The sequence below is a fragment of the Scandinavium sp. genome, from assembly GCF_032012665.1.
Taxonomy (GTDB): domain Bacteria; phylum Pseudomonadota; class Gammaproteobacteria; order Enterobacterales; family Enterobacteriaceae; genus Scandinavium.
On the sequence record NZ_DALZVG010000005.1, the window covers coordinates 204,740 to 217,881 of the forward strand.

General features: G+C 54.1%; 11 protein-coding genes. 7 read left to right on the forward strand and 4 right to left on the reverse strand.

The window, feature by feature from the left end; all coding sequences use genetic code 11:
• The first annotated feature begins 69 nt into the window (after positions 1-69).
• From dgt to cdaR, 3 genes are all read left to right on the forward strand, one after another.
• Positions 70-1,584 (forward strand): dGTPase, encoded by a 1,515-nt coding sequence (gene dgt, locus RTU33_RS06925; protein WP_312626213.1) that lies wholly within the window; start codon positions 70-72, stop codon positions 1,582-1,584.
• 139 nt (positions 1,585-1,723) lie between these two features.
• Positions 1,724-3,160, forward strand: a complete 1,437-nt coding sequence (gene degP / locus RTU33_RS06930) for a serine endoprotease DegP (protein ID WP_312626214.1) — start codon at positions 1,724-1,726, stop codon at positions 3,158-3,160.
• Between the two features lie 166 nt (positions 3,161-3,326).
• The gene (gene cdaR / locus RTU33_RS06935) at positions 3,327-4,484 is read left to right on the forward strand and encodes a DNA-binding transcriptional regulator CdaR (protein ID WP_312626215.1); all 1,158 of its coding nucleotides are present in this window, start codon (positions 3,327-3,329) and stop codon (positions 4,482-4,484) included.
• 95 nt (positions 4,485-4,579) lie between these two features.
• On the opposite strand, the gene RTU33_RS06940 is transcribed toward cdaR, so the two are convergent.
• From RTU33_RS06940 to map, 4 genes are all read right to left on the reverse strand, one after another.
• Complete coding sequence (locus tag RTU33_RS06940) at positions 4,580-4,969, reverse strand: DUF3461 family protein (protein WP_154159731.1); 390 nt, start codon at positions 4,967-4,969, stop codon at positions 4,580-4,582.
• Between the two features lie 111 nt (positions 4,970-5,080).
• Positions 5,081-5,905: a 2,3,4,5-tetrahydropyridine-2,6-dicarboxylate N-succinyltransferase gene (gene dapD / locus RTU33_RS06945; RefSeq protein WP_097162939.1), complete on the reverse strand. Its 825-nt coding sequence runs from the start codon at positions 5,903-5,905 to the stop codon at positions 5,081-5,083.
• Positions 5,906-5,935: 30 nt separating this feature from the next.
• Entirely contained in the window at positions 5,936-8,599 is a 2,664-nt protein-coding gene (gene glnD, locus RTU33_RS06950) for a bifunctional uridylyltransferase/uridylyl-removing protein GlnD (RefSeq protein ID WP_312626219.1), read from the reverse strand.
• A gap of 60 nt (positions 8,600-8,659) precedes the next feature.
• Positions 8,660-9,454, reverse strand: coding sequence for a type I methionyl aminopeptidase (map, locus tag RTU33_RS06955; RefSeq protein ID WP_312626220.1), 795 nt, complete (start codon positions 9,452-9,454; stop codon positions 8,660-8,662).
• 322 nt (positions 9,455-9,776) lie between these two features.
• Here map and rpsB point away from each other — a divergent pair, with 322 nt between their 5' ends.
• From rpsB to frr, 4 genes are all read left to right on the forward strand, one after another.
• Positions 9,777-10,502, forward strand: coding sequence for a 30S ribosomal protein S2 (gene rpsB / locus RTU33_RS06960; RefSeq protein ID WP_097162942.1), 726 nt, complete (start codon positions 9,777-9,779; stop codon positions 10,500-10,502).
• Positions 10,503-10,619: 117 nt separating this feature from the next.
• Positions 10,620-11,471 (forward strand): translation elongation factor Ts, encoded by an 852-nt coding sequence (tsf, locus tag RTU33_RS06965; protein WP_312626221.1) that lies wholly within the window; start codon positions 10,620-10,622, stop codon positions 11,469-11,471.
• A 150-nt stretch (positions 11,472-11,621) separates the two neighbouring features.
• The gene (pyrH, locus tag RTU33_RS06970) at positions 11,622-12,347 is read left to right on the forward strand and encodes a UMP kinase (protein WP_312626222.1); all 726 of its coding nucleotides are present in this window, start codon (positions 11,622-11,624) and stop codon (positions 12,345-12,347) included.
• Between the two features lie 163 nt (positions 12,348-12,510).
• Complete coding sequence (gene frr, locus RTU33_RS06975; protein ID WP_312626223.1) at positions 12,511-13,068, forward strand: ribosome recycling factor; 558 nt, start codon at positions 12,511-12,513, stop codon at positions 13,066-13,068.
• The last annotated feature ends 74 nt before the right edge of the window (positions 13,069-13,142 follow it).

Below are 13,142 nucleotides of genomic sequence, written 5' to 3' on the forward strand. Positions count from 1 at the left end.
TACTCGCGATGTTTTGGGTTTAAAGGCATAGTTTATCATGGAGCACGCATTTCCGGACCGGGAGAGGCTATGGCCACAATTGATTTTCGCACAAAGATAAACTGGCACCGACGTTACCGTTCGCCACAGGGCGCGGCGACGGAGCATGAAATCCTGCGCATTTTTGAAAGCGATCGCGGGCGAATTATCAATTCTCCGGCTATTCGCCGCCTGCAGCAGAAAACGCAGGTCTTCCCGCTGGAGCGCAACGCTGCGGTGCGTACGCGGCTGACGCACTCTCTGGAAGTACAGCAGGTCGGGCGCTATATCGCCAAAGAAGTGCTGAGCCGACTGAAGGAGCGCAAGCTGCTGGAAGTCTACGGTCTTGATGAACTCACCGGGCCGTTTGAAAGCATCGTTGAGATGGCCTGCCTGATGCACGATATCGGCAATCCGCCGTTCGGACATTTTGGCGAAGCGGCGATCAACGACTGGTTTCGCAAGCTGCTGTGGCCCGGCGATGCGGCCAGCCAGCCGCTAAGTGAGGATCGTTGTCTGATCGATTCGCTGCGCCTGCGTGACGGCGAAGATACGCTGAATGAATTACGTCGCCGCGTGCGCCAGGATTTGTGCCAGTTTGAGGGTAACGCCCAGGGCATTCGCCTGGTGCATACCCTGATGCGCATGAACCTCACCTGGTCACAGGTGGGCTGTATTCTGAAGTACACTCGTCCTGCCTGGTGGCGGGGAAATCCGCCGGAAAGCCACAGTTATTTAATGAAGAAACCTGGCTACTATTTCGCCGAAGAAGCCTATATTTCAAGATTACGTAAAGAACTTGATTTGGCCCCTTACAGCCGCTTTCCATTGACGTGGATTATGGAAGCTGCCGACGATATTTCTTATTGCGTGGCCGATCTTGAAGATGCCGTGGAAAAACGCATCTTCAGCGTGGAGCAACTCTATCAGCATTTATATGACGCATGGGGTGCCCACGAAAAAGGTTCCTTGTTCTCTCAGGTTGTCGAAAACGCCTGGGAGAAATCTCGCTCTAATACGCTGAGCCGTAGCACTGAAGATCAGTTCTTTATGTATTTGCGGGTCAATACGCTGAATAAGCTGGTGCCATTTGCGGCGCAGCGATTTATCGATAATCTGCCGCAGATATTTGCCGGGGATTTCAATCATGCGCTGCTGGAAGATGACAGCGACTTTAGCCAGCTACTTGAATTATATAAAAATGTCGCCATTAAACAGGTGTTCAGTCATCCGGACGTTGAGCAGTTGGAACTGCAGGGATACCGCGTTATCAGCGGGCTGCTGGAGATCTACCAGCCGCTGCTAAAATTATCTCTCGCGGATTTCAATGAGCTGGTGGAAAAAGAGCGGCTTCGCCATTTGCCTATTGAAAGCCGTTTGTTCCAGAAGCTCTCAACACGACACCGGCTGGCCTATGTTGAAGCGGTGAATAAAATCCCATGCGATGCCGCTGGGTATCCACTCATGGAGTACTATTACCGCTGTCGCCTGATCCAGGATTATATCAGCGGCATGACGGACCTCTATGCATGGGATGAATATCGCCGACTGATGGCTGTGGAATAATGCGCTGAGTTTTGTAAAGACGGACAATAATTTTTTACTTTTTCCAGAGACTTAAATCCGGAACTTCGCGTAATAAATTGACTCTGACAGTCACGTACACAGCAACTTTTGCTTTATCTGACATTTGAGATGACGAGACATGAAAAAAACCACATTAGCAATGAGTGCTCTGGCGCTGAGTTTAGGTCTGGCCCTGTCCCCGCTGTCCGCATCGGCTGCGGAAACATCGTCCGCGGCAACCGCCGCCCAGCCGATGCCGAGTCTGGCGCCGATGCTGGAAAAAGTGATGCCTTCCGTTGTGAGCATCAATGTGGAGGGTAGCACCACGGTGAACACCCCGCGCATGGGGCGCAACTTCCAGCAGTTCTTCGGGGATAATTCACCGTTCTGCCAGGACGGTTCCCCGTTCCAGAACTCACCGTTCTGTCAGGGCGGGCAGGGTGGTCCTGGTGGTAACGGCGGCAGCCAGCAGGAAAAATTCATGGCGTTGGGTTCCGGCGTTATTATTGATGCCGCGAAGGGCTACGTGGTCACCAATAACCACGTGGTGGATAACGCCAACACCATCAAGGTGTCTCTGAGCGACGGCCGTAAGTTTGATGCGAAAGTGGTCGGCAAAGATCCGCGTTCCGATATTGCTCTGATTCAGATTCAGGATCCGAAAAACCTGACCGCCATTAAAATCGCTGACTCCGACGCGCTGCGCGTAGGGGATTACACCGTGGCTATCGGTAACCCGTTTGGCCTGGGCGAAACCGTGACTTCCGGTATCGTTTCGGCGCTGGGTCGTAGTGGCCTGAACGTCGAAAACTATGAAAACTTTATCCAGACCGATGCGGCAATCAACCGCGGGAACTCCGGCGGCGCGCTGGTGAACCTTAACGGTGAGCTGATCGGGATTAACACCGCGATTCTGGCACCTGACGGTGGCAACATCGGTATCGGCTTCGCTATTCCAAGTAACATGGTGCAAAGCCTGACTGGCCAGATGGTGAAATATGGCCAGGTTAAGCGCGGTGAGCTGGGCATTATGGGCACCGAGCTGAGCTCTGACCTCGCGAAAGCGATGAAAGTCGACGCACAGCGTGGTGCTTTCGTAAGCCAGGTGCTGCCAAATTCTTCTGCGGCGAAAGCGGGAATTAAAGCTGGCGATGTGATCACCTCGCTGAACGGCAAGCCTATCAGCAGCTTCTCGGCGCTGCGTGCTCAGGTTGGCACCATGCCTGTGGGCAGCAAAATCGAGCTCGGCCTGGTGCGCGACGGCAAGCCGGTGAACGTGAGCCTCGAGCTGCAGCAGAGCAGCCAGACTCAGGTGGATTCCAACACTATCTTCAGCGGCATTGATGGCGCCGAGATGAGCAATAAAGGCAATGATAAAGGCGTGGTGGTGAGCAACGTGAAAGCGGGCTCACAGGCAGCGCAAATTGGTCTGAAAAAAGGCGATGTGATTATCGGCGCTAACCAGCAGGCTGTAAAAAACATTGCTGACCTGCGTAAGCTCTTCGACAGCAAGCCGTCCGTCCTGGCGCTGAACATTCAGCGCGGTGACAGCACTATCTATCTGTTGATGCAGTAATCCTCAACGCCCTTCTCCAGCCGGAGAAGGGCGCTTTGCTTTCCCTTCTGCTTTTCTGTGAACTTTCCCACATCTCCATACTTCCTCTCCGCGGTTTGGGCATTTGCACAATGCAGGCGCTGAGGCGCTTCTCTATGCTGTTCTCCTGCTGACGGGAGGGTTTGTTATGGCTGGCTGGCATCTTGATACCAAAATGGCGCAGGATATCGTGGCGCGCACCATGCGCATTATTGATACCAATATTAACGTCATGGACGCACGTGGGCGGATTATCGGCAGCGGCGATCGTGAACGCATTGGTGAATTGCACGAAGGTGCGCTGCTGGTGCTTTCTCAGGGTCGCGTTGTGGATATTGACGACGCCGTAGCGCGTCACCTTCACGGTGTTCGCCAGGGGATCAACCTGCCGCTGCGCCTGGAAGGGGAAATTGTTGGCGTGATTGGCCTGACGGGAGAACCGGCCCAGCTGCGGAAATACGGTGAGCTGGTGTGTATGACGGCTGAAATGATGCTGGAACAGTCGCGGCTGATGCATCTGCTGGCGCAGGATACGCGCCTGCGTGAAGAGCTGGTGATGAACCTGATACAGGCTGAAGAGCAGACGCCCGCGCTGACCGAATGGGCGCAGCGCCTGGGAATCGATCTTAACCAGCCACGCGTGGTTGCGGTGGTGGAGGTCGACAGCGGCCAGCTCGGTGTGGATAGCGCGATGGCAGAATTACAGCAGCTGCAAACTGCGCTGACCGTACCGGAGAGGAATAACCTGGTCGCCATTGTGTCGTTAACGGAAATGGTGGTGCTGAAACCCGCGCTTAACAGCTTTGGTCGCTGGGATGCGGAAGATCACCGCAAGCGTGTCGAACAGCTGATTGCGCGGATGAAAGAGAACGGCCAGCTGCGGTTTCGCGTCGCGCTGGGCAACTTTTTTACCGGCGAGGGCAGCATTGCACGGTCGTACCGTACTGCGCGCACGACCCTTATGGTTGGCAAGCAGCGTATGCCGGAAAGCCGCAGCTACTTCTATCAGGATCTGATGCTGCCCGTGCTGCTCGACAGCCTGCGCGGTGGCTGGCAGGCCAATGAACTGGCACGACCTCTGGTGAAACTAAAAGCAATGGATAACAACGGATTGCTGAGACGCACGCTTGCCGCCTGGTTTCGTCATAACGTGCAGCCGCTGGCAACGTCTAAGGCGCTGTTTATTCATCGTAATACGCTGGAATACCGGCTGAACCGTATTTCTGAGCTGACGGGATTAGATTTAGGGCGTTTTGACGACCGGCTGTTGCTGTATGTGGCTTTACAGCTGGATGAACAGCGTTAAAAAAATGCCGGGCGGTGCTGGCGCTTGCCCGGCCTACAGTCAGCGGATTTTGTAGGCCTGATAAGCGAAGCGCCATCAGGCATATCAGGCCGCACTTATTTATTTCGGGTCAGTTTTTCGAGATCGGATTCAATTTCGCTGATCTTATTCGCCACCACGCTTTCCAGATGGCGCAGGTCGTCAAGGATCTTGCGCTTCAGATCCACTTCCGTGCGATCGCGTTTGCACAGCTGATCCAGCTCATCAATCACATAGCGCAGATTCGGGCTGATCTCCTGAACCTCTTTGTAACCCTGGCCTACGCCATCGGCAACAACGGTTTTACGCTGGCGCGGATATTTGAACTTCACGCTTTTTGCGAAAAACTCACCTTTATCCTTATGAAAATAGATTTTCAGGATATCGTTATTGGCTTCCTGCCGGAGGCTGTAACGATCGATTTCATCAGGATTGGTAATGCCCAAACTTTTCAGATTGTCGTACATAGCGGTATCCTTGAATTAAACATAACCTTTGAATAATTAACGAAAAAATCTATTTTCGCCAGCGGCAGATATAAAAAAAGCGGGGTTGCCCCCGCTTTTTGAACGACTCGTTTAGTCGATGGTGCGCAGCAGCTCGTTGATGCCCACTTTACCGCGCGTTTTCGCGTCCACTTTCTTCACGATAACCGCACAGTAGAGGCTGTATTTGCCATCTTTTGACGGCAGGTTGCCGGAAACGACAACGGAGCCCGCTGGTACGCGACCGTAGAAGACTTCGCCGGTTTCGCGATCGTAAATTTTGGTGCTCTGACCGATGTATACGCCCATGGAGATGACGGAGCCTTCTTCAACAATCACGCCCTCAACCACTTCGGAGCGTGCGCCGATGAAGCAGTTGTCTTCGATGATGGTCGGGTTAGCCTGCAGCGGCTCAAGCACGCCGCCGATGCCGACGCCGCCGGACAGGTGAACGTTTTTACCGATCTGCGCACAGGAACCGACGGTTGCCCAGGTGTCTACCATTGAACCTTCGTCAACGTAGGCACCGATGTTCACGTAGGATGGCATCAGCACGGTGTTACGTGCGATGAATGCGCCCTGGCGTACCGCCGCAGGTGGCACTACGCGGAAACCTTCTTTCTGGAAACGTGCTTCGTCGTAGTCGGCGAATTTCATCGGGACTTTATCGAAGTAGCGGCTTTCCGCGCCGTCAATGACCTGGTTATCGTTAATACGGAAAGAGAGCAGAACCGCTTTCTTCAGCCACTGATGCGTTACCCACTGACCGTCAATCTTCTCCGCGACGCGCAGTGCGCCGGAATCCAGCAGGGAAATCACCTGGTTAACCGCTTCACGGGTCACGGTATCTACATTCGCCGGCGTGATGTCGGCGCGGCGCTCAAAAGCGGTCTCAATAACGTTCTGTAACTGCTGCATTGTTAAACTCTTTCCATTAAAAAAAACACACTACCCTTTATCGTTTGGATTGAGGGCCTCTGTCAACCGCTGTTGCACTTCCAGCTGCAGCTCATTATTAAGGGCACGCCGGTCCGCTGTCGCGATTATAAATAAATCTTCTACTCGTTCACCAATTGTCGTAATTCTCGCCCCGTGGAGTGAAATTCCGAGATCGGCGAAGACCTGGCCGACGCGCGCCAGGAGACCTGGCTGATCGAGCGCAATCAGTTCGAGGAATGATTTCCTGTCGGTATGGGTTGGCAGGAAATTGACCTCGGTGTCGACGGTAAAATGGCGAAGTTTTGCCGGCTGGCGACGAGGGGCTGGTGGTTGCCAGCTACGCATAGTAATTGCCTGCTCCAGGCCCTGACGAATCGCTTCGTGCCTGTCGGGGGAAAGCGGGCTGCCGTCTGGCTCGAGCACAATAAAGGTATCCATCGCCATACCGTCGCGGGTGGTGAAGATTTGTGCGTCGTGGACGCTGAGGTTGCGGCGGTCGAGCTCTGCGCAGACGGCGGCGAACAGGTAAGGCCTGTCAGGACTCCAGATGAAAATTTCCGTACCGCCGCGCGTGGCCTGCGGGCTCAGCAGGATCATTGGCTTCGTCAAGTCATGCTTCAGCAGGTGCCGGGCATGCCACGCCAGCTGGTTTGGCGTGTGGCGCACGAAGTAGTTCGCCCGGCAGCGCGACCAGATCTGATGCAATGCTTCTTCGTCGATATTGTCCATGCGCAGCAGGGCCAGCGCCTGCAATTGGTGGTGACGTACCCGCTCGCGCATATCCGGCGTGCTTTGCATGCCGCGGCGCAGCTGCTTTTCGGTGGCGAAGTAGAGTTCGCGCAGCAGGCTTTGCTTCCAGCTGTTCCACAGGGTTTCGTTGGTGGCGCAGATATCGGCTACGGTGAGGCAGACCAGATAGCGCAGGCGGTTTTCCGTTTGCACCTCTTCGGCAAACTGCTTGATCACTTCCGGATCCTGAATATCACGGCGCTGGGCCGTTACGGACATCAGCAGATGATGGCGCACCAGCCAGGCGACCAGCTGCGTTTCGCGGGAATTCAGCCCGTGCAGCTCGGCGAATTTCAGTACGTCCTGTGCGCCAAGAATCGAATGATCGCCGCCGCGGCCTTTGGCGATATCGTGGAAGAGGGCGGCAATCAGGATCAGCTCCGGGTGATTCAGGCGCGGCCACAGCTCCACGCAAAGCGGATGGCGGGAACGGGTTTCCTCTTTGGCAAAGCTTTCCAGTTTTAGCAGCACGCGAATCGTATGCTCGTCGACGGTATAAGCATGAAACAGGTCGAACTGCATCTGGCCGACAATGTGCGACCACTGCGGCATATAGGCCCACAGCACGCTGTGGCGGTGCATCGGCAGCAGCCCACGGCTGACCGCGCCCTGGTGGCGAAGCATGCTCAGAAACAGTTCACGCGCTTCCGGGATATAGCACAGCGGCTGGCTCAGGTGACGGCGGGCATGGCGCAGATGGCGCAGCGTGGTCGAATAGATACCGGTAATGCTGCTGTTACGCACCATGATATGGAACATGCGCAGGATAGCCTGCGGTTCACGCATAAACAGGCTGTCGTCACGCAGATCGATAAGCGTGCCTCGCAGCTGAAAATCGTCGTCAATCGGACGTGGTTTTTCATCGGCGGTGAGGGCAAGAATCGCTTCGTCAAAGAGCTGAAGCAGCATTTGATTAAGCTCGCTGACCCGACGGGTGACGCGATAGAAGTCTTTCATCATCTGCTCAACGGGCTCGTTTCCTTCCCCGCTGTAGTTCAGGCGCTGGGCAACGTTTAACTGACGGTCAAAGAGCAGGCGGTTGTCGTAGCGGTTTATTTCCAGATGCAGCGCAAAACGAATACGCCACAGCAGGTGCAGACACTCGTTAAGCTCATTACGTTCTGCTTCAGTGAGGAAACCAAAGCCGACCATTTCATCCAGAGACGTGGCGCCGAAGTGGCGGCGCGCCACCCATTGCAGCGTGTGGATATCGCGCAGGCCGCCGGGGCTGCTTTTGATATCCGGCTCGAGATTGTAGCTGGTTCCGTGGTAGCGCTGGTGGCGCTCGTTCTGCTCTTCCACTTTGGCGGCAAAGAACTTCTCGGATGGCCAGAAGCCTTCGCTGAAGATATGTTTTTGCAGTTCCAGAAACAGGGCGACGTCGCCAATCAGCAGGCGGGATTCAATCAGGTTGGTGGCGACGGTCAGGTCAGACAAACCTTCGAGCAGGCACTCTTCCAGGGTTCGCACGCTGTGGCCGACTTCCAGTTTCAGATCCCATAGCAGCGTCAGCAGTTCGCCAATCTTCTGCGCCAGGTCGTCGGGCAGCTTTTTGCGGCTGAGGATCAGCAGGTCGATGTCAGAGAGTGGGTGCAGCTCACCGCGACCGTAACCGCCAACGGCGACCAGCGCCGTATCCTCGGCATCACCAAAACCGTAATGCAGCCACAGGCGCTGGAGCATCTGATCGATAAATTCTGTCCGGGCGGTCATCAGCTGTTCGGCTGATGTGCCGTTGTCGAAGGCTTTACCCAGCCAGCGCTGGAATGCGTCGAGGCGCGCTTTGATACTGGCGCAATCCAGCGCCGACTCGGCCCAGGTGGCCGGGTTTTCCGGCTGGCCTGGCAGAACAGGTAAGGTTGTGTCAGGTAAGGAATTGCTCATTGCGCCACCCATAAGAAAAAACAATTACCCATAAAAAAACCGGCTTGCGCCGGCTTTTCATCATTCGTTGTGCGAGATTATCGCCGGGATGGTGTCATCCTTGCGTAACGTCAGTATTTCGCAGCCGTTGTCTGTCACCACAATAGTATGCTCGTACTGCGCAGACAAGCTCCGGTCCTTGGTTTTCACCGTCCAGCCGTCTTTCATGGTGCGAATGCGGTAATCGCCAGAGTTCACCATCGGCTCGATGGTGAAGGTCATGCCTTTTTGCAGCACCACGCCGCCGTCGTCGGCATCATAGTGCAGCACCTGCGGCTCTTCATGGAACACGCGGCCTATGCCGTGACCACAATATTCGCGCACCACGGAGAAGCCTTCTGCTTCAGCAAATTTCTGAATCGCCGCGCCGAGAGTGCGCAGGCGAATGCCTGGTTTTACCATCTTCAGCGCCAGATAAAGGCTTTCCTGCGTGACGCGGCACAGACGCTCGCCGAGGATAGTTGGTTTACCGACGATAAACATCTTCGAAGTATCGCCGTGATATTCGTCTTTAATGACCGTAACGTCGATGTTGACGATATCGCCATCTTTCAGCAGCTTTTCGTCGTCCGGAATACCGTGGCACACCACTTCATTAATAGAGATGCAGACGGATTTCGGAAAACCGTGATAGCCGAGGCAGGCGGAAACCGCGTGCTGCTCGTTAACGATGTAGTCGTTGCAAATGCGGTCCAGTTCGCCGGTGCTGACGCCGGGTTTGATAAAGGGCTCGATCATTTCCAGCACTTCAGCGGCCAGACGGCCCGCCACGCGCATTTTTTCAATTTCTTCGGGGGTCTTAATAGAGATAGCCATGAATTCTGTCCATCAGGGCCGATTTATCGGCAATACTAGTGTAAGTGCCGTCAATGGTAACAGCCCGCCGCACCTCGTGCCAAATTGAGAATCATTAACAGCACTCAGCGCCAACATTTATTGGTTTCCACGCTCGATTTATGGTATAAAGCGCGCCGAACTTCCATTCCGTTTGCTATACACAGAAACGGTCTGGCAGCGACTAATCTCACTTTGTGTAATAACACACACGTATCGGCACATACGCCGGGGTGCCCTTCGGGGTCGGTTGTATGGGGTACGTGGAGGCATAACCCCAACTTTCTATATAGAGGTTTTAAACATGGCAACTGTTTCCATGCGCGACATGCTCAAGGCTGGTGTTCACTTTGGTCACCAGACCCGTTACTGGAACCCGAAAATGAAGCCTTTCATCTTCGGCGCGCGTAACAAAGTTCACATCATCAACCTTGAGAAAACTGTACCAATGTTCAACGAAGCTCTGGCTGAACTGAACAAGATCTCTTCTCGCAAAGGTAAAATCCTTTTCGTTGGTACTAAACGTGCTGCAAGCGAAGCGGTAAAAGAAGCTGCTAACAACTGCGACCAGTTCTTCGTGAACCATCGCTGGTTGGGCGGTATGCTGACTAACTGGAAAACCGTTCGTCAGTCTATCAAACGTCTGAAAGACCTGGAAACTCAGTCTCAGGACGGCACCTTCGACAAGCTGACCAAGAAAGAAGCGCTGATGCGTACTCGTGAACTGGGCAAGCTGGAAAACAGCCTCGGCGGTATCAAAGACATGGGCGGCCTGCCGGACGCACTGTTTGTTATCGATGCAGACCACGAGCACATCGCTATCAAAGAAGCAAACAACCTGGGTATCCCGGTATTTGCTATCGTTGATACCAACTCTGATCCAGACGGCGTTGACTTCGTTATCCCTGGTAACGACGATGCAATCCGTGCAGTTAACCTGTACCTGAATGCCGTTGCTCAGACCGTTCGTGAAGGCCGTTCTCAGGATCTGGCTTCTCAGGCGGAAGAAAGCTTCGTAGAAGCTGAATAATAAGGTTTAGCCCTTATTAGTACCGAGTATGGATAGGGGCCCTCTTAGCGGCCCCTTTTTCACTTTTAGACCGTTTGGCTGAACGCCGGGCGGTCACCATTTCCCGAGGATTTTAGAATGGCTGAAATTACCGCCTCCCTGGTAAAAGAGCTGCGCGAACGTACTGGCGCAGGCATGATGGATTGCAAAAAAGCGCTGACCGAAGCGAACGGCGACATCGAGCTGGCAATCGAAAACATGCGTAAATCTGGTGCGATCAAAGCGGCTAAGAAAGCAGGCAACGTGGCTGCTGACGGCGTGATCATCACTAAGATCAACGGCAACTACGGTATCATTCTGGAAGTTAACTGCCAGACTGACTTCGTTGCTAAAGACGGCGGTTTCCAGGCTTTCGCAAACAAAGTTCTGGACGCAGCGGTTGCTGGCAAAATCACTGACGTTGAGGTTCTGAAAGCGCAGTTCGAAGAAGAGCGTGTTGCTCTGGTTGCTAAAATCGGTGAGAACATCAACATCCGTCGCGTTGCTGCACTGGAAGGCGACGTTCTGGGTAGCTACCTGCACGGTGCTCGCATCGGTGTTCTGGTTGCCGCTAAAGGCGCTGACGAAGAGCTGGTTAAGCACGTTGCAATGCACGTTGCTGCAAGCAAGCCTGAGTTCGTGAACCCAGAAGACGTGTCTGCTGACGTGGTAGAGAAAGAGTACCAGGTTCAGCTGGACATCGCCATGCAGTCTGGCAAGCCAAAAGAAATCGCAGAGAAAATGGTTGAAGGCCGCATGAAGAAATTCACCGGCGAAGTTTCTCTGACCGGCCAGCCTTTCGTTATGGATCCAAGCAAAACCGTGGGTCAGTTCCTGAAAGAGCATAACGCGACCGTAACTAACTTCATCCGCTTCGAAGTGGGCGAAGGTATTGAGAAAGTTGAGACTGACTTTGCAGCAGAAGTTGCTGCGATGTCCAAGCAGTCTTAATTTTCTTAAAGGAGCCGCCTGAGGGCGGCTTCTTTTTGAGCCCCATCAAGTGAAAATCAGCCAGGCTCCTATAGGCTTGCACTGATGAGCGACATACTCTTGTCGCCAGATATAACCCTTCTCAAACGTTGACAGTCCCAGGAAAGAAATATGGCTACCAATGCAAAACCCGTCTACAAACGCATTCTGCTTAAGCTCAGTGGCGAAGCACTGCAGGGAACTGAAGGCTTCGGTATCGATGCCAGCATTCTCGATCGTATGGCGCAGGAAATTAAAGAGCTGGTCGAACTGGGGATCCAGGTCGGTGTGGTGATTGGTGGCGGTAACCTTTTCCGTGGTGCGGGTCTGGCAAAAGCGGGTATGAACCGCGTTGTGGGCGACCACATGGGCATGCTGGCGACGGTCATGAACGGCCTGGCTATGCGTGATGCACTCCACCGCGCCTATGTGAACGCCCGCCTGATGTCCGCCATTCCGCTGAATGGCGTGTGTGATAACTACAGCTGGGCCGAAGCTATCAGCCTGCTGCGCAACAACCGTGTGGTGATTCTCTCCGCCGGTACCGGTAACCCGTTCTTCACCACCGACTCCGCAGCCTGCCTGCGTGGGATCGAAATTGAAGCCGACGTGGTGCTGAAAGCCACCAAAGTTGATGGCGTATTTACCGCCGATCCGGCAAAAGATCCTTCCGCGACCATGTACGATCAGCTGACCTACGCAGAAGTGCTGGATAAAGAGCTGAAAGTGATGGATCTGGCCGCGTTCACGCTGGCTCGTGACCACAAGTTGCCGATTCGTGTCTTTAACATGAACAAAGCGGGCGCGCTGCGTCGCGTCGTCATGGGTGAGAAAGAAGGTACTTTAATTACGGAATAATTTCCGTCAGCCACAAATCAGGGTAAGATTCCGCTTTATTTTTGCGACGCTTACCGGGCGGCCCTTTGCGGCGGCAAGTTTTATACGGGCTATACTTAGCACACTCGCAAACCGTGGGCGCGCTGTATGGTCAGCCTGAGACAAGATTTCAAGGATTCGTAACGTGATTAGCGATATCAGAAAAGATGCCGAAGTACGCATGGAAAAATGCGTAGAGTCATTCAAAAACCAGATCAGCAAGATCCGTACCGGCCGTGCTTCTCCAAGCCTGCTGGACGGCATCGTAGTAGAATACTACGGTGCGGCTACTCCTCTGCGCCAGCTGGCAAGCGTGACCGTAGAAGATTCCCGTACGCTGAAAATCAACGTGTTTGACCGCTCTCTGGGCCCGGCCGTTGAGAAAGCGATCATGGCTTCCGATCTCGGCCTGAACCCAAGCTCTGCGGGTTCAGATATCCGTGTTCCGCTGCCTCCGCTGACGGAAGAACGTCGTAAAGATCTGACGAAGATCGTTCGTGGTGAAGCTGAGCAGGCTCGTGTTTCCGTGCGTAACGTACGCCGTGATGCGAACGACAAAGTGAAAGCTCTGCTGAAAGAAAAAGAGATTAGCGAAGATGATGACCGTCGTTCTCAGGACGATGTGCAGAAACTGACTGACGCTGCGATCAAGAAAGTGGACGCGGCGCTGGCAGAGAAAGAAGCAGAACTGATGCAGTTCTGATTTCTGACGTAATCTGATGAACGCCGTTCAGGAAACCTTCGGGTTTTGCTGGCGGCGTTTTGCTTTTTAGTTCC